The organism is Luteibacter mycovicinus, from assembly GCF_000745235.1.
In the GTDB taxonomy this organism is placed as follows: Bacteria; Pseudomonadota; Gammaproteobacteria; order Xanthomonadales; family Rhodanobacteraceae; genus Luteibacter; species Luteibacter mycovicinus.
In genome coordinates this window covers 3,431,361-3,449,339 of sequence record NZ_JQNL01000001.1, presented here as the reverse complement: position 1 = coordinate 3,449,339, position 17,979 = coordinate 3,431,361, and the positions used below count along the sequence as shown (strand labels likewise).

The window sequence follows — 17,979 nt, the reverse complement described above, 5'->3', positions numbered from 1 at the left end:
GCAGGCGACCTTGGTCGCGAAACCAACGGTGTTCACAAAGGTTGTCGCATGAGCTTATTCGTCGAAGGCTTGCGTAGCGTGCACGCTGGCCCCTTCTCTTTCGAGGTGCCGACCGGGCAGTGCCTCGCCATCACCGGCGCCTCGGGGTCGGGAAAAACGCTGCTGTTGCGCATGCTCGCCGACCTCGACCCTCACGAGGGCGCGGTCAGCTTCGAGGGGGTCGAACGGGCGTCGCTGCCGGCGGCGGAGTGGCGGCGGCGAGCGGGATTGGTACCGGCTCGCAGCGGATGGTGGGCCGACAACGTGAGCGACCACTTTCCCGCTGGCGCTGATGCGACTTACCGCCGCCTGGCTGCGGAGCTGTTCCTGCCCGAGCGCCTGTTCGAACGCCCCATCGAGGAGGCATCCACCGGCGAGCGCCAGCGCCTCGCCCTGATCCGTGCACTGGTGGCCGAGCCGCGCTTGCTCCTTCTCGACGAACCCACCGCATCCCTCGACCCCGCGTCCACCCGGGCGGTGGAAACCGTCATCTCGCGACGGATGGCCGGTGGGGCTACAGTGATCTGGGTCACCCACGACGCCGCGCAGGCGGCACGCGTGGGCGACCACGCGTTGAAAATGCAGATCGGCGGAGTGCTCACCGCATGACGTCGCCTCTCTCACTGCATGCCGGCGATATCGCCCTGGCCTCCCTCCTGCTCGTCGTGGACGCGGCCTTGTCCATCGCGTTGCGCCTGCGCTTTCATCGCGCGCTGATCGTCGCCTCCGTGCGTATGGCCGTCCAGCTCGTAGCCGTCGGTTACCTGCTGCGCTATGTGTTCGCGGAACACTCGCCCTGGCTTACCGCGGTGCTGGTGCTGGCGATGTCACTCGTCGCGGTCCGGGAAGTGGCCGTACGACCGGTACGGCGTCTCCGCGGCGGCAACGTCGTGGTCGCCTTGCCTCACGTGCTCGGCGTGGTCCTGATCACCGCGTGCTTCGCCCTGCTCACCGCGATTCGTCCGCAGCCGTGGTACGACCCGCGCTACGCGATTCCACTGGTGGGGATACTGCTCGGCAGCATCCTCAATGCGGCAAGCATCGCGCTGGCCGGGGTACTGGACAACGTCCGCCATCAGCGCGACGCGATCGAGGCGCAGCTGATGCTTGGGGCCACGTTTCGCACCGCCGGCGCACCGCTGCTGCGACGATCGATCCGCGCGGCCATGGTGCCGGTGATCAACCAGATGGCCGCGGCGGGCGTCATCACCCTGCCCGGGACGATGACCGGTCAGCTGCTGGCCGGTGCCGATCCGGTGGATGCGGTGAAATACCAGATTCTGCTGCTGATCCTGTTAACGGGAGCCAGTTGCCTTGCCGCGGTGGGTACCGCCTATGGAGCGATGGCGCGACTCCATGACGACAGGATGCGGCTTCGCCTCGATCGACTTGGCTAAAGCTCGCATTAGCATTGCGAATCGTTCTCATTAAGTTTACGATGCGGCGCATACCGGGTTAAGTCCCGCGCACCGCCACCGATCAGGGGCAACGACCAGCATCTCACGTGAGTCCATGACTCGCGACGGGCGAGTTCGTGCGCGCGACGGGTCCGGACCTTTTTTGTCCAAGCCTCGCAAGGATCATCATGGCCTTCATCAAGAGCCGCAAGCACGCCGCTCCCGCCGCACGAACCGTCGGCGCCGCCGTTCTCCTCTCGCTCGCCCATGGCGCCATCGCCAGCGACGCTTCCGTGGATGTCGCCCCGCCGCAGCAGGCCAAGGTCAACGACGCCCAGGCGCTTCCCGGCATGCAGGTCGAGGCGGATCGTTCCAGCGACTACCGCGTGGACAAGGTCTCGTCGCCGAAATTCACCCAGTCGTTGCTGGATACGACGCAGACCGTGCAGGTGATCAACCGCGAGCTGATCCAGCAGCAGGGCGCCACCACGCTGACCGAAGCGCTGCGCAACAGTCCGGGCGTGGGCACGTTCTACGTCGGCGAGAACGGCTCGACCAATACGGGCGATTCGATCTACATGCGTGGCTTCGATACGTCGGGCAGCATCTTCGTCGACGGCGTGCGCGACCTCGGCACCGTGTCGCGCGACGTGTTCAATATCGAACAGGTCGAAGTCACCAAGGGTCCGGACGGCACGGAATACGGCCGTACGGCGCCGACCGGTGCGGTGAATCTGGTCACCAAGCAGCCCGTACTCGGTAACGGCGTGTCCGGCTCCGTGCAGATGGGCAGCGGCCAGCGTCGGCGTGGCACGGCCGACCTGAACCAGCAGATGGGCGATACCGGCGCGTTCCGCCTGAACGTCATGGACCAGAAGAGCCACGTGGCGGGTCGCGACCGGATCGAAAACAACCGCTGGGGTATCGCTCCGTCGCTGGCCTTCGGCCTCGGCACCCCCACGCGCGTATACATCGATTACCTGCACATCAAGCAGAACAACGTTCCCGATGGCGGCGTCCCGACCATCGGCCTGCCCGGTTATACCTCGCCCGATACCCGCGCTTTCCTCACCAGCGCCGGCAAGGTCGACGAGGACAATTACTACGGTACCAATCAGGACCATGACCATGACACGCAGGACATGTTCACGGTCATCGTCGAGCACGACTTCAGCGACAAGGTCGCGCTGCACAATACGTCACGCTGGGGCCGCACGACGCAGGATTATCTGCTGACCTCCTTCATGGGTTCGACCGCCAACCTGCTCACGCCGAACGCGACCGATCCCTCGACCTGGACGCTGGCTCGCAGCACACCGACGTTCAAGCACCAGACCAACCGTATCGCGACCAATCAGACCAACCTGACGGCGACGATCGAATCCGGCGCGGTGACACAGGACATCAGCACGGGCATCGAGCTCACCAACGAGGAAGCCCGCACGATCGGCATGGGCGCCCGCGCGGGAAGCACATGGCCCGCGGCGAACCTGTATAAGCCGTATTCGAACGTCGGTGGCCTTCGCTATGGCGAAACGGGCGCCTCGTCCGGCGGCAAGACCAACACCGCCGCAGCGTATGTCTTTGACACCGTGAAGTTCGGCGAAAGCTGGCAGGTCAACGCAGGCGTCCGCTTCGATCACTACAAGACCGACTTCAGCAGTCTCGTGGTCTGTGGCGGTCGTGGCGGCCCGGTCTGCGGTGCCCTGCCCACCGGCAGTGTCTTGCCGGGCGTCGACACCAGCAAGAGCGACAACCTGGTCAACTACAAGGTCGGTGTGCTCTACAAGCCCGCCGCCAATGGCAGCATCTACGTCAACTTCGCCCAGTCCCAGGAGCCGCCGGGTGGCAACACCCTCACGCTGTCTTCGTCGGCGAACAGTGCGGACAACCCGAACTTCGATCCGCAGAAGGCGCGCACCGCCGAGATCGGCACGAAGTGGGATCTGCTCGACTCGAAGCTGCTGTTGACCGGCGCGCTTTATCGCACCACCGTCACCAACGAACTGGTGCAGGATCCGACCGACCTGCTGTATTACCAGATCGGCAAGAAGCGCGTGCAGGGCATCGAGATCTCCGCCCTCGGCAAGCTGACCGAGAACTGGGCGATCAGTGCCGGCTTCACGACCATGGACGCCACCGTCGAGAAGGGTGCCAACGTCACCCAGAACGGTTCGGACGATCTGGCGTATACCCCGAAGAAAGCCTTCACCTCGTGGACCACCTACCACCTGCCCTTCAACCTGACGATCGGCGGCGGTGCGCGTTACTCCGGCGAACTGCAGCGCGGCACGGACGGTGCGGTCGGCACGCCGCAATACACCAAGGCCTACTGGGTGTTCGACGCGATGGCCAGCTACCCGATCAACCGCAACTTCGATCTGCAGCTGAACGTGTACAACCTGTTCGACAAGAACTACGTCGCGGCGATCAACAAGAGCGGCTACCGCTACACTCCGGGTACACCGCGCTCGGCGATGCTCACCGCCAACGTCCGCTTCTGATCGATCGAGGAAACCGTCATGTTGCTGCACATCCCGGAAGTCCTGACCAGGGAACAGGTCGCGGGGATGCGCGCCGCACTGGCGGAAGCCGAATGGACCGACGGTCGCCAGACCGTCGGTCCGCAGGGTGCGAAGGTCAAGCGCAACCTGCAACTGCCCGACGCATCGCCCTTGCGGCGCGAACTGGGCGACCAGGTGGTCGCGGCGCTGACACGGCACCCGCTTTATCATGCGGCGGTCTTGCCGTTGCGCACGATCTCGCCGCGCTTCAATCGCTACGAAGGCGGCGGCGAATACGGTTTTCATATCGATGGCGCGGTGATGTCGACCGGGCGCGGCGAGGAGCATGTCCGTAGCGACATCTCATGCACCCTTTTCCTGGCCGATCCCGATGAATACGACGGTGGCGAGCTGATCGTCAGCGACACATACGGTGAGCACGAGGTCAAACTGCCCGCCGGCGATGCCATCGTGTATCCGTCGTCCAGCCTTCATCGCGTGACCCCGGTCACACGGGGAGCGCGCATCGCGTCGTTTTTCTGGATCCAGAGCCTTGTGCGTGACGACAGTGGCCGCCGCTTGCTGCTCGAGATGGACACCGCCATCCGCACCCTCTCCGCCGCGGGCGCGGATCAGGCCGCGATCCTCCAGCTGACAGGCGTTTATCACAACCTTTTGCGGCGCTGGGCCGAGACCTGAGGCGTAAAAGGTAGGCATCGGGGCCCCGGGGGCGGATAATCAACGCCCCCTTGTAGTCCTTGGCTCCCCTAGCATGTTCCAACCCGGTCAACGCTGGATTTCCACCGCCGAGCCCGAGCTCGGCCTCGGCACCATTCTCCGCGTCGAGGGACGCAGTGTGCAGGTTCTGTTCGCCAAGGCGGGCGTCCTGCGCCCCTATGCATCGGACAGCGCACCCCTCATCCGCGCCGAATTCCGCGCCGGCCAACGCGTTTCCGGGAAGGGCATCGCTTTTCTGGTCGAACGTATCGACGAGCGTGAAGGTCTCTTCGTCTATCGCGGCGAAGGTCGCGAGCTCGAAGAAGGCCAGCTGGATGACGAGCAAGCCCATTCCCAGGCCGACGATCGTCTGATCGGCGGTCGTACTGACACCAACGATCGCTTCGACCTCCGCCTCGAGGCCCTGCGTCGTCGCGCCGACGCGCGCCGCTCGCCCGCCTGGGGCCTGGAATCGGCCCGTATCGGCCTGGTCCCGCATCAGCTGCGCGTGGCCGGTATCGCCGCCGCGCGTCGGCCCCCACGCGTCCTGCTCGCCGACGAAGTCGGCCTGGGCAAGACCATCGAAGCCGGCATGATCCTTTCGCGCCAGCTGGCCGCCGGTCGTGCCGGCCGTGTGCTGGTGCTGCTCCCCGAGACCCTGGTCTACCAGTGGTTCGTCGAGCTGCTGCGCCGCTTCAACCTCTCGTTCTCGATTTTCGACGAGGAGCGCTGCGAGGCCATCGAGCAGTCGAACGACGGGCGCAATCCGTTCGAGGACGAGCAACTGGTCATCGCCGACTTCGCCTTCCTCGAGTCGTCACCCAGGCGGGCCGCCCAGCTCACGGAAGCCGGCTGGGACCTCATCGTCGTCGACGAGGCTCACCATCTCGAGTGGACGCCGGAGGGCGCCAGCCCGCGTTATCGCCTGGTCGAGGAACTGGCCGCCGCGACGCCGGGTGTCATCCTGCTCACGGCGACACCGGAACAGCTGGGCCGCGCCGGGCATTTCGCCCGCCTGCGCCTGCTCGATCCGCAGCGCTACAGCGATCTGGACAGCTACCTTGCCGAAGCCGAGGGCTACGGCGCGCTGTCTGAAATCGCCAACGTGCTCGTCGCGGGTGAGCCGCTGGGCGATGCGCACCGCGACCTGCTCAAGGCCCGCTTCAAGGGCGACCGTGAGTTGCTCGGGCTGGTCGATCGCAACGACGCGAATGAGGAGCTCCTTGCCGCGCTGATCGATCGTCACGGCACCGGCCGCGCGATGTTCCGCAACCGACGCGCCGGCATCGGCGGTTTTCCGCACCGTGTGCCGCAGATCCGCGTGCTCGATCCGGACAGCCTCGACGAAGGCCGTCGCGATGCCCTGCTCGCCGAATTCCGATCGGACCTTCAGCAGCCGCCGACTCTGCACGAATTCGACTACCACGACGATCCGCGTCTGGCCGCGCTGCTGAGCCTGCTCGACGCGCATCCCACGGACAAGTTCCTCCTTCTCTGCCGCAGCCAGGCCAAGGTGCTGGCGATCGAAGAGGCACTGCGTACGAAGAGCGGCGTCGGCGTGGCGCGTTTCCACGAAGGCCTCGGCATCGTCCAGCGCGACCGCAACGCCGCGTTCTTCGCTCAGCCCGATGGCGCGCGCCTGCTGATCTGCTCCGAGATCGGTTCGGAAGGCCGCAATTTTCAGTTCGCCCACCGTCTGGTGATGTGGGATCTGCCGCTGGATCCCGACCTGCTCGAACAGCGCATCGGCCGTCTGGACCGTATCGGCCAGAAACACGACATCAGCATCCACGTACCGGTGGTCGAGCAGAGCGCGCAGCACATCCTCGCGCGCTGGTACGACGAAGGGCTCGACGCCTTCCGCTCCAGTCCCGCCGACGGCCGTGAACTGCTGCGCCGCTTCGGCAAGCTGCTGGCCACGCTGGCCGACGAGCATGCCCGCGAAGACGACGCCCGCGACCAGGAGCTCGACGCGCTGATCGCGGAAACGCGTGGCGCGCACGAGGAGCTGTCCGCCCTCATTCACGCCGGTCGCGACCACCTGCTCGAACTTGCGGCCAGCCGCGATCCGCACGCCGACGATCTCGCCGGCAGTTTCGCCGCCGAGGACGACGACGAGGCACGCGACACGTTCATCCAGCGGCTGTTCGAGACCTACGGCGTGCACGCCGAGGAACTCGCGAGGGACATCGTGCTGCTCGACCCGCAGTACCTCTCGACGGATGGCCTCACCGGCTTCGGCGATGGCCCCCTCTCGGTGACCTTCTCGCGTGAGCTCGCTCTCGCCCGCGAAGATCTGCCGCTGCTGCGCCTGGATCACCCGATGGTGCTCGCCGCGGTCGACCTGCTGGTCACCGGCGACAACGGCAACGCGGCCTTCCTCGTCGACGACGCCCTGCCCGTGCGTACCGCGCTGCTGCAGACGGTGTTCGTGCTCGAGATCGTCGCGGACCGCACGCTGGATCCGGGCCGTTTCCTGCCGACCACGCCGCTGGCACTCACGGTCGATACGAAGCTCAGCGAGCGCGCCGGCTTCCGCCCCAGCGATGTCGCGATGCGGCGTGCGCCCGACCGCAACATCGAAGTCGCGCGCTATCGCAAGTTCCTTTCCAAGCTGGTGCCGCCGATGCTCGAGCGTGCGCAGGATCTCGCCGAGGCACGTGCGGAAGTGATCAAGCTCGAGGCCATGGAAGCGGCGCGACGAGAGCTCGATGGCGAGTACGCACGCCTGGTCGCGCTGCACGCGGTGAATCCGTCGATCACCGACGCGGAGCTGGAAGCGGTCGAGGCCGAACGCGATGCGTTGCTGGCGGCGATTCCCGAAGCACGCTTCCGCCTGGATGCTGTGCGGTTCGTGGTCAGCCCGGACTTCCTCGCGCTGCGTTGAGTGCGTCTGTGCCGGTCCTTCGCAGGTTCACTGCGGGGGGCTCGGCTTCGCCATCGCGTTGGGGCGGGCGCCGTGGGGCGAGGGAGCGGTTGGCTGCCGTTCCTGTCGCTAAGTCCTCCTACGGCCTTCGCCTTCGTGCGGAAGCGCTCCAGGAACGGCAGCCAACCACTCCCTCCCAGCGCGACCGTGTACTTGACGGAAGAGCAGAGCCTGAGGCCGCGGAGCGCTCGGCGATCGACGATCCACGCATCCATTGGCGCGATGCACCGCTTCGCGCCTAGTGCTCGCGCTTATCGCTTGTGCTCGTGCTCGTGCTATCGCTTGTGATCCTCGCTCTTGCAGCCCGCAACCTCATGAGTCGGAGGGTGCCGTTGGGTGTCGTTCTCGGAGCGATTCCGCACGTAGGCGAAGGCCGGAGGAGGACTTAGCGACGAGAATGGCACCCAACGGCGCCCATGCCTCGACGCAAGGGAGCCCATGCCTCGACCTCAATAGCCTAAAAAGCCCGCCGCGGCGGCGGCCTCACTCCCCACGCCCAAAGCAGGACCAGCCCCGCAAAAAGCCCACCCAGATGGGCGAAATGCGCCACACCCGACACCGTGCCGGTCACGCCAAAAATCAGCTCGGCCGCACCGTAAAGCGTGACGAACAGCCACGCCGGAATGCCCACAGGAATCGGAATCAACATCAGCTTCTCGCGCGGGAACAACATCGCGAACGCGCCAAGCAGACCGAACACCGCGCCCGAGGCACCCACCGTCGGGAACATCTTCTCCGGCTCGAAGAAATACACCACCGCCAGCTGCGCCACGGCCGCCGCGATCAGGCACGTGAAGTAATAGATGACGAAGCGCCGCTTCCCCATCACCCGCTCGATCAGCCCGCCGAACATGTACAAGGCGTACATGTTCAGCACGATGTGCATGACGCTTCCGTGCATGAAGCCGTAGGTCACCAGCTGCCACGCACGAAACCCGAGACCGGCGATATCCCCGCCCCCCATGTCCACCGCGATGTCGTGACCGATCGGCCACAGCGCGAACCATCGGCTCACCGCCATGGTGCTGTCGTCGCCGAGCAGCATCTGCACGATGAAGACGAGGACGTTCGCGATCAGCAGATTGCGGGTGATGGGGGGCAGGTTCGTCGGCATCGGGGTGCGTTCGTCAGACGGCGAGCGGCGTGGGCTGAAGGATCTCGATCCAGTACTGATCCGGATCGCGGATGAAGGCGATATGACGCATACGGCCATCGCTCAGGCGCTTCTGGAAGGTGACGCCGAGCTCTTCGAAACGCGCGCATGCGGCGTTGACGTCGGGTACGCTCACGCACAGGTGACCGAAGCCGCGCGGTTCGCTGTTGCCATTGTGGTAGGCGAACTCTGGATCCTTTTCGGTGCCATGGTTATGCGTCAGCTCGAGCACGCCCGGCTGTGCCAGCACCCAGCGCTTGCGCTCTTCGTCGTTATCCGGAATCTGGCTGCGATCGCCGACCAGCACCAGGTAGACGATGGTGAACGCGGCTTCCTCGTAGACGTGCCTGTACACCGGGGTGAAACCCAGCACGCGCGTGTAGAAGTCGAGCGACACGTTGAGATCGCGCACACGGATCATCGTGTGGTTGAACACGTAGCCATGGGTGACGGCGTCCGGGGTCGCAGTGACACCGGGGAGCGAAGTCAGGTCGGAGAGGGACATCGGAGTTTTCCTTGGGACAATACCCAAGGGTGGCTGCCCGCACGGCCCAATTCAAGCGCCTGCGCGGACTTGCCTCGCTATCGGGCGACCGGACGTGAGGCCGCCTGCTCGCCGCCCAGCGACAGCGCCAACAACACCGCCGCCAGCGCGCCATAGGCCGCCACGAACTGCCATACCAGCGCCTGCGACGCGGCGTCGAGCAGCCACGGCAGGTAGACGGAGCCGATCGGCGCGACGGAATGGATGACGCCGAACGCCGTCAATACACCGCCCAGCGCCACGATGCCCGCGGCCTTGCGCACCTGCCCATCGATCATCGCCACGACAAAACTCGCCCAGACCATCGAGGTGATGATGAAGCCGTTGCCGAGGATCACGATCACCGCCATCGCCGAGATGCCATGACCGTTATCGGCGAACAGGGCACCGAAATGCGCCGGGTCGACGATGGTCGGATCGCCCAGCTTGATCGCCAGCAGCCTCGCGATCGGCGGGAAGAAGCTGAAGACGACCGCGCCCGCGTACCGCAGCGGCGTCGCTTCGAAGGCCTGCGTGGTGATGCTGATGGAAACGAAAACGAGGATGGGCGCGAGCACCGCGACCGGCAGCAGTTCGACGAGGTTGGACAGGTAGCCGAGCACGCCGCCGAGGCCGATGATCATGCCCGTGGCGAGCGTGTAACCCCACCGCGCGCCCATCGCCTTGTAGGCCGGCTGGCCGATATACGGCGTGGTCTGCGCCACGCCACCGCAGACACCGGCCACGAGCGTAGCCAGGGCTTCCACCAGAAGAATGTCGCGCGTTGCGTAGTCGTCGCCCGCCGCCCGGGCACTTTCGGTCACGTTGATACCGCCGACCACCATCAGCAGGCCGAACGGCAGGATCAACGGAAGGTACGGCACCGTGGCAGGCAGCGCATCGATAAACCCGAGGCTCGGCAGCGGCAGGCCCACGCGCCATGTCCATGGGGCCGGCGCGTGGTATCCGCTACCCAGCAGCCCGACCGGGCCGAGCCCGTAATACAGCGCCACACCGACGACAAAGGCACCGAGCACACCCGGCAGGCCGAACGGCAGACGGCGCTTCGCGATAAGCGCATAGAGAACGATGCCAAGCCCGGCGAAGCCCACCACCGGCACACGAAGAATCTCAACCAGCGGCAGCAGACCCATCAGCACCAGCGCGATACCGGCGATCGAGCCGAGCAGGCCGGCACGGGGGACCGAACGCTGCACCCACGCGCCGAAGAACGACAGCACGAACTTCAGCACGCCCATGACGACCAGCGACGCCATGCCGAGGTGCCAGGTCGCCTCACCGGCGGTGGCGACGTCCATACCGGCCTGACGGTAGCCGGCGAAGGCGGGACCGAGCACCAGCAGGGCCATACCGATGGTCGTCGGTGCGTCGATGCCAAGCGGCATCGCGGTGACGTCACTTCGACCCGTGCGGGCCGCGAGCCTCCGTGCCATCCAGGTGTAAGCGAGGTTGCCCAGCAGGACGCCGAAGGCCGTACCCGGGAACATCTTCCGGAAGACCAGATCCGCCGGCATACCGAAGATCCCGATGAGTGCCGTGGCGAGAAACGCCAGGAGCGAGAGATTGTCGACGACGAGGCCGAGAACGCCATTGAGGTCGCCGCCACCGAAACGACGACGCGGTGCGATCGTGGTGGCCATCAGAACGACACATCCGCAGGCTGGGTGACGCGGAGCACCGACTGGTCACCGGTCTTTGCCTTCCAGGCGCTGCGAATGGCATCCACGGCCTCACGCTGCGCCGGCGTGTCCCGGTAGAGCAGCACCAGCAGTTTGGAACGCAGGCGCTCGGGGCGCGACTGCTGCTTCCCCTGCCACTGACCGTAGGCATCGATGACCGTGAGGCCGCTGGGGAAACGCGGGGTTACTTCCTTGTCCAGGAAGGCGCGCCATGCGGCTTCGTCGACGCCATCGCGTCCGTCCGCCAGCCCGAGACCGAAGTACAACTCGGTGCGAACCCAGCCCGTGGTCGCATCCGGATGGGCCAGGTCACCACTGAGCGTCGCGCTCGCGTTCACCGCGCCCGGCGCCCGCTGCGCGGGACTGGCACACCCCGCCGTGGACAGCGAAACGGCGAGTATCAGACCGGCGAACAGCTTCATAAGAACCCCTTGCACATGCATTCTGAAACGGACGTCCATACGGCTAGGCGTCCGAGCTATTGACACAGCGTACACCGCAATGCAACAAATAGTGAAAGGTTCGCACGTTCCTGCGACCACTGGAACCACCCGCCGTGATCCCGCGCCCAACCCGTCCCGCCATCGTCGTCCGCCGCCCCGCGGCCGATCCGCGATGTCGCCCGGGCCGCGCCGCGCACGACTGACGTCGCAACCCGTCAGCCCCCTCTTCTTGTCGTCCGCCCCTCGGCGGCAACGACCCCGTGTGCCCGCCAGGACCCTCCATGCGCCCGTCCCGCCTTACCTCCGCCGTTCTCATCGCCCTTGCCGCCCTGCCCGTCGCCGCGCAGGAAGCCGACCGCGCCAACGCGTCGACCCTCGACCAGGTCGTGGTCACCGGCACCCATGCCAAGGATCGCACCGTGCTCGATTCGCCGGTGCCGATCGATGTGCTCACCCCGGAAGACCTGCGTTCCGCGGGCGCGGTCAACGGGGAACTCGGCCAGGCGCTCGCGACGCTGCTGCCCTCGTTCAACTTCCCGCGCCAGTCGAACTCGGGCGGATCGGACCATGTACGCGCCGCGCAGCTTCGCGGCATGAGCCCGGATCAGGTCCTCGTACTGGTCAACGGCAAGCGTTTCCATACCTCCGCACTGGTCAACAGCGACACCAAGATCGGTCGCGGCACGACACCGGTCGACTTCAACGCGATCCCGATCAGCGCGATCAAGCGCATTGAAGTGCTGCGCGACGGCGCCGGCGCGCAGTACGGCTCCGACGCCATCGCCGGCGTGGTCAACATCATCCTGGACGATTCGCCGGACGGTGGCGAGGTCAACGCCACATACGGCGCGTATCACACGAACTTCCGCCCCGGCGATCGCACCATCACGGACGGCCAGAGCGCCTACGTGAGCGCCAAGGCCGGGACGAAGCTCGGCGGCGACGGCGGCTTTTTACGGGCAGGTTTCGAGGGCAACGACCGTCAGGCGACCAACCGCGCCGGTCCCGATCAGATCCCCTCGTGGGAGAACCAGTCACCCGCCAATCTGGCGCTCCAGGGCAGGCGTAACTACGCCGCGGGCGACCCGCGCAACGAAAACTACAGTGGCTGGTTCAACGCGGAACTACCCTTCGGCGACAGCGTGCGTGGCTATGCCTTCGGCACGTACACCCAGCGACGGACGATCGGCGACAACTACTTTCGCTATCCGGACAGCGACGCCAACGTGCCATCGATCTACCCGGATGGGTATCGTCCGGAGTCGCTGGGCTACAACCGCGACGTCAACCTCACCGCCGGGGCGCGTGGCCGCGCGGGCGAATGGGATATCGACGGCAGCCTGACCTGGGGACGCAACACCTTCGACTACGACCTGCGCAACACGGTCAATGTATCGCTCGGCGATGAGAGCCCCACCCGCTTCAACATCGGCAAATACGACAACACCCAGGGGACCGCCAATCTCGATCTCAGTCGATCCGTCGAATGGGGCTCGAAGCTGTTCACGCTGGCGACGGGCGCGGAGTTTCGTCATGAAGGGTTCCAGACGTATGCGGGCGACCCTGCCTCATACGCGGTCGGACCCATCGTCGGTGCCCCGACGGGAGCCCAGGCCGGCGGTGGCCTCACGCCACAGGACACGGCGGACCTGCGTCGCAACGTCAGCGCTGCCTACGTCGACCTCTCCGGCGACGTTACCGACCGTTTCTTCGCCGACGCCGCCGCGCGCTACGAGCACTACGATGACTTCGGGTCCGCCTGGACGGGAAAGCTGAGCGGGCGATACGCCATCACCGATGCAATCGCGATTCGTGGTGCCGCATCGAACAACCTTCGTGCACCATCATTGAGCCAGGTGGGTTTCGAATCGACGTCCACCGGCTATGGAGCGGACGGCACGCTGGTGCAGGGACGGATTCTTTCCGTCAACAATCCGGTGGCCCGCGGCCTCGGCGCGAAGGATCTCAAGCCGGAGAAATCGCGCAACTACAGCCTCGGATTGACAGCGCGCATCGGGGATCGCTTCGACGCGTCGCTCGATGTCTATCGTATCGACGTGGATCACCGCGTCACGCTGTCGGAGACCATCGCACCCGATGGCCTCGAGGACTACATCGCCACGCGCTTCGGCGTCCCCGGCGTACAGAGCGTCGCCTTTTTCACCAATGCGGTGGACACGCGCACGCGCGGCGCGGAACTGGTGACCAACTATCGGCAGCCGGTCTACGGCGGCAACCTGACGCTCACCGCGACGTACAGCTACAACCGTACGTCGATCCGGAAGGTCCGCGACACGCCTGCAGAACTTGCCGCACTAGGCGCAGACGCCGTGCTCTTCGGTCTGGAAGAACGCAACACGTTGACCGACGCGGCGCCTCGCCAGCGCGGGTCATTTACCGCGAAATGGGACAGCGCGCGCTGGTCGCTGCTGACGCGTGCCACGCGCCAGGGGACGACGACGCGCGTGTTCGATTTCGGCGATGGCTATGTTCCGAAGCAGACGTACGCCGCGCGCTGGCAGATCGATGCCGAGGCAGAGTGGCATGCGACCGACCGACTGTCGATCGCGCTGGGCGGACAGAACATCACCGATCAGTACCCTGACCGGTCGATCCCGGACATCGCGTATGCGGGCAATTTTCCTTACGACGTGATCTCCCCGATCGGGAGCAATGGTGCCTACTGGTACGGGCGGGTTCGTTACGCCTGGTGAGTGAGGCACAAAAAAAGAGCCCGGCTTTCGCCGGGCTCTTTCATGGAACAGTTACCGATCTTGCAAGGATTACTGCTGAACCTGCAGTTCCGTGCGACGGTTACGAGCGCGGCCTTCGGCCGTGTCGTTCGTGTCGATCGGGTTGTTCTCGCCGTGGCCGATCGGGCCTTCCAGACGATCCGCACCGATACCGTGCGAGGTCAGGTAGTCGAACACGATCTTCGCGCGACGCTCGGACAGGCCCTGGTTGTAAGCGTCCTTACCGACGCTATCCGTGTAACCAGCGACCGTGACCTTGACGGCCGGGTAGCGCTGCAGGGTGTCGACAGCCTGGTCGAGGACGCCCAGCGATTCGCTGGTCGGCTCCTGCAGGGTCGGACCGATGTTCGTCTCACCCTTCTTCGGGCGATCGAACTTGAAGTTGACGCCGCGCAGGTCGATGACGACCTTCTGCGGGCAACCGTCCGGACCGACGATCGTGCCAGCCGGGGTGGCCGGGCACTTGTCGTCGCAATCGTTCACGCCGTCGCCGTCGCTGTCGAGCGTCGAGCAATCCGGAGCGGTCGGGACAGCAGCGGCAACCGGAGCGGGAGCTGCCGGCGGCTCGCCGAAGCGCGAGACGATCGAGAAGCCGAGGAACCAGTCACCGTAGCCATTCTCGGACTCGACAGTCTTGTCGTCCCAATCGTAGCGGTAGCCGGCTTCGACGCGGAAGTCGGAGCTGTCGGTGATGGTCTTGGACACGCCGACGCCGAGCTCGGCAGCCGGGGACCAGCCGTTGTCAGCCGGGTTGTGGTGGTACGAGCCCATCACGCCAGCCAGCAGGTACGGACGCCAGCTGTCCCACGCGCCAGCGTAGAAACGAGCGGCAACGCCGTAGCTGTTGTTCGACCAGTGGCCGTTGCCATCGTTATCGCGCTTGGTGCGATCGGCAAAGATGTCGATCGACGCGTTGTTCGAGATGAACTTGCCGAAGCCCAGGCCGTAGTAAACCTGGCGGCTGTTGGTGTTGCGGTCGGTGTCGTTGTAGTAACCGCCAACCGTCGGTGCGATGTACCAGCGGCCGTCATAGCCGTTACCCGCGGTGTCAGCGGATTCCTGCGCATGAACGGCACCCACGCCGCCCAGGGCCAAACCGATCAGCAAAAACAAGCCCTTACGTTTCATCGGTGTCTCCTCATTATTGGTATTCGCGTCCGCGCTCCACCCCAGACGGAAATCGCGCGTAAATCTCATATCGAATCCGGGGACTTCATGCCGTCCCTCGCTTTGATACCCCTTCAACGGGCGGCGGCAGTTTAGCAAAAATCAAACAATTGAACACGTGCTAAAAACCGCCGTTCATACTTGAGTCACGGCCATTATCAAGCCGTGAAGAGCGTCATGAACTCGTGAATGGGCATCGCGTCCAGCTTTTCGGCCGACGAAGTGACCTCGAGAACCCGCTCAACCCGCTCCGCAGGCCACTCGGCACGCAGCGCGGACTCGAATTTCTTCAGCAGGACCGGAATGCCTTCGGCGCGACGCTTACGGTGTCCGATCGGAAAGTCGATCGAAACCTTTTCGGTTTTCGACCCATCCTTGAAGAAAACCTGCACCGAATTGCCGATGTAGCGCTTTTCAGGGTCGAAATAATCCTTCGTAAACTGCGGATTCTCGACCACGGTCATTTTGTCGCGCAGGGCGTCGATGCGGGGATCGGCGGCGACGGAGTCGTTGTAGTCGTCGGCCGTGAGACGGCCGAAAATCAGCGGCACGGCGGTCATGTACTGGATGCAGTGGTCGCGGTCGGCGTAGTTGGCCAGAGGGCCCGTCTTGTCGATGATGCGAACGCCGGCCTCCTGGGTCTCGATCACCACCTTCTCGATCTGGTCGATACGGTCGGCGACCTGACCATGCAGCGCCATGGCGCACTCGACCGCCGTCTGAGCGTGGAACTCGGCCGGGAAGCTGATCTTGAACAGCACGTTCTCCATGACGTAGCTGCCGAACGGACGCTCGAACTCGAACGCGTTGCCCTTGAAGGCCACATCGTAGAAGCCCCAGGTCTTCGCCGTGAGCGCCGACGGGTAACCCACCACGTTGCGGTAAACCGCGTTGATGGCGTGCGTGACGGCGCGGCGGCAGGCATCGCCGGCGGCCCAGCTCTTGCGCGGGCCGGTGTTCGGAGCGTGGCGATACGTGCGCAGGGCCCCGTTGTCGATCCAGCTGTGCGAGACCGCCGTGGTGATCTGCTCCTTGTCGCCGCCCAGCATGGCCGTGGCGACCGCCGTGGACGCCAGGCGCACGAGGATCACGTGGTCCTGGCCGACGCGGTTGAAGCTGTTCCTGAGGGCGTAGCAGCCCTGGATCTCGTGCGCCTTGATGGCGTAGCCCAGCACGTCACGCACGGTGAGCGGCTTGCCGCCTTCCTTGACCGCCTTGCGCGAGAGGTAATCGGCGACCGAGAGAATGGCACCGAGGTTGTCCGAGGGGTGGCCCCACTCGGCAGCGAGCCAGGTGTCGTTGAAGTCGAGGTAGCGGATCTGGGTGCCGATGGCGAACGCCGCCTGCACCGGGTCCAGCTCATGCGCGGTGAAGGGCACGCGGGTGCCGCCCGGCATCACGGCGCCGGGAACCAGCGGGCCGAGATGCTTGACGCAATCCGGGAACTTCATCGCGAGCGCCGAGCAGGCCAGCGAGTCGAGAAGCATGTAGCGCGCGGTGTCGTAAGCCTCCTGCGAGTCGATCTGGTAGTCGGCCACGTAGTTGGCGATGTCCACCAACGGCTGGTCCGGATCGGGACGCGTGGCGGAACGGATGTCGTGTGCGCTCATGGATTTCACTCGCGAGGGGTTGGGTTAGCCGCCGATTTTAACCGGTGCCCCCGGGGGAATGTCTTGCCGCAGTGCATCCCAAGCCGCACAATGCGCTCCACTACCAACCCGAAGGGGAGTAGTTCCACGGAGTCCCCGGGCTTCGTGCGCGACGGTCGTCAATACGGGTGCCCCACGCACCCCGGTCGTCGCGGTGGCTTCCGTGCCAGGAACGAGACTTTTGTGGTGACGACGGGCGCGCGTACCCGTTGCCGCCGCATTCGATCTCACCACGCGCGAAGGCCACCAAGCATGGATTTCCTCACCCCCGAATTTTTCTCCGGCCTCGCCGCCATCATCCTGCTGGACCTGGTCCTGGCGGGCGACAACGCGATCGTCATCGCCCTGGCGGCGCGCAACCTGCCTAAAGAGCTCCAGAAGAAGGCCGTGTTCTGGGGCACCTTCGGCGCCATCGCCCTGCGCATCCTGCTGACCTTCGCGGTCATCTGGCTGCTGAAGCTGCCTGGCCTGATGCTGGTCGGCGGCGCCCTGCTCATCCCGATCGCGTGGAAGCTGCTCAAGCACGACGACCACGACCCCGAGGTCAGCGCCGCGTCGGGCTTCTGGGCCGCCATCCGCACGATCGTCGTTGCCGATGCCCTGATGGGCCTGGACAACGTCCTGGCGATCGCCGGGGCGGCCAAGGGCCACATGGGTCTGGTCGTGCTCGGTCTGGCCATCAGCGTGCCGCTGGTGGTGTGGGGATCGACGCTCATCCTGAAACTGATCGAGCGCTTCCCTGTCGTGATTTACATCGGAGCCGCGGCCATCGCATGGACGGCGGCGCGCATGATCGCCCACGACGGTCTGGTGGCCCCCTGGTTCGATGCACGCCCCTGGGCGCCGTGGCTGCTCGACGCCGTGCTGGTCATCGGCATCTGTGGTGGCGGATGGCTCCGGGCCCGTCGCAACGCGGCGAAGCACGCCTGAGCGCTAAAAAAACGGGCCGCCCGAAGGCGGCCCAGGATTCCCCCCGGCGAGGCGGACGGCATCACGCCGCCCGCCAAC

At 65.4% G+C, this 17,979-nt stretch carries 13 protein-coding genes; 7 read left to right on the top strand and 6 right to left on the bottom strand.

Annotated elements, in window-relative coordinates; translation table 11 throughout:
• Positions 1–48 precede the first annotated feature (48 nt).
• The 5 genes from FA85_RS15205 (at position 49) to rapA (ending at position 7,544) form a co-directional block, all read left to right on the top strand.
• Positions 49–648 carry an ABC transporter ATP-binding protein gene (locus tag FA85_RS15205; protein ID WP_036115342.1) on the top strand — a complete coding sequence of 200 codons (600 nt, stop codon included), beginning with the start codon at positions 49–51 and terminating at the stop codon, positions 646–648.
• Positions 645–1,436: an ABC transporter permease gene (locus tag FA85_RS15200; protein WP_036115346.1), complete on the top strand. Its 792-nt coding sequence runs from the start codon at positions 645–647 to the stop codon at positions 1,434–1,436. The genes FA85_RS15205 and FA85_RS15200 overlap by 4 nt, the downstream gene beginning before the upstream one ends.
• Before the next feature lie 188 nt (positions 1,437–1,624).
• Positions 1,625–3,940: a catecholate siderophore receptor Fiu gene (locus FA85_RS15195; protein WP_036115349.1), complete on the top strand. Its 2,316-nt coding sequence runs from the start codon at positions 1,625–1,627 to the stop codon at positions 3,938–3,940.
• Between the two features lie 18 nt (positions 3,941–3,958).
• A complete protein-coding gene (locus FA85_RS15190) occupies positions 3,959–4,639 on the top strand; it encodes a Fe2+-dependent dioxygenase (RefSeq protein WP_036115351.1) in 681 nt (226 codons plus the stop codon).
• Between the two features lie 73 nt (positions 4,640–4,712).
• On the top strand, positions 4,713–7,544 hold the full coding sequence (rapA, locus tag FA85_RS15185) for an RNA polymerase-associated protein RapA (protein ID WP_036115352.1): 2,832 nt from the start codon (positions 4,713–4,715) through the stop codon (positions 7,542–7,544).
• Positions 7,545–8,040: 496 nt separating this feature from the next.
• Here rapA and FA85_RS15180 read toward each other — a convergent pair whose 3' ends face one another.
• From FA85_RS15180 to FA85_RS15165, 4 genes are all read right to left on the bottom strand, one after another.
• Positions 8,041–8,697: a rhomboid family intramembrane serine protease gene (locus FA85_RS15180; RefSeq protein WP_036115354.1), complete on the bottom strand. Its 657-nt coding sequence runs from the start codon at positions 8,695–8,697 to the stop codon at positions 8,041–8,043.
• Between the two features lie 13 nt (positions 8,698–8,710).
• On the bottom strand, positions 8,711–9,241 hold the full coding sequence (gene gloA / locus FA85_RS15175; protein WP_036115356.1) for a lactoylglutathione lyase: 531 nt from the start codon (positions 9,239–9,241) through the stop codon (positions 8,711–8,713).
• A gap of 77 nt (positions 9,242–9,318) precedes the next feature.
• Positions 9,319–10,920, bottom strand: coding sequence for a hypothetical protein (locus tag FA85_RS15170; RefSeq protein WP_036115358.1), 1,602 nt, complete (start codon positions 10,918–10,920; stop codon positions 9,319–9,321).
• Positions 10,920–11,381 (bottom strand): DUF3574 domain-containing protein, encoded by a 462-nt coding sequence (locus FA85_RS15165; protein ID WP_036115360.1) that lies wholly within the window; start codon positions 11,379–11,381, stop codon positions 10,920–10,922. Before FA85_RS15165 ends, FA85_RS15170 begins: the two co-directional genes overlap by 1 nt.
• A 302-nt stretch (positions 11,382–11,683) precedes the next feature.
• Between FA85_RS15165 and FA85_RS15160 the strand changes: the two genes are divergently transcribed.
• Positions 11,684–14,116, top strand: coding sequence for a TonB-dependent receptor plug domain-containing protein (locus FA85_RS15160; protein ID WP_036115362.1), 2,433 nt, complete (start codon positions 11,684–11,686; stop codon positions 14,114–14,116).
• Positions 14,117–14,185: 69 nt separating this feature from the next.
• Here the strand turns inward: FA85_RS15160 and FA85_RS15155 are convergent, their stop codons facing one another.
• Complete coding sequence (locus FA85_RS15155; protein WP_036115365.1) at positions 14,186–15,283, bottom strand: OmpA family protein; 1,098 nt, start codon at positions 15,281–15,283, stop codon at positions 14,186–14,188.
• Positions 15,284–15,480: 197 nt separating this feature from the next.
• On the bottom strand, positions 15,481–16,932 hold the full coding sequence (locus FA85_RS15150; RefSeq protein ID WP_036115368.1) for a bifunctional 2-methylcitrate dehydratase/aconitate hydratase: 1,452 nt from the start codon (positions 16,930–16,932) through the stop codon (positions 15,481–15,483).
• 291 nt (positions 16,933–17,223) lie between these two features.
• Between FA85_RS15150 and FA85_RS15145 the strand changes: the two genes are divergently transcribed.
• Positions 17,224–17,901: a TerC family protein gene (locus FA85_RS15145; RefSeq protein WP_036115371.1), complete on the top strand. Its 678-nt coding sequence runs from the start codon at positions 17,224–17,226 to the stop codon at positions 17,899–17,901.
• Positions 17,902–17,979 lie beyond the last annotated feature (78 nt).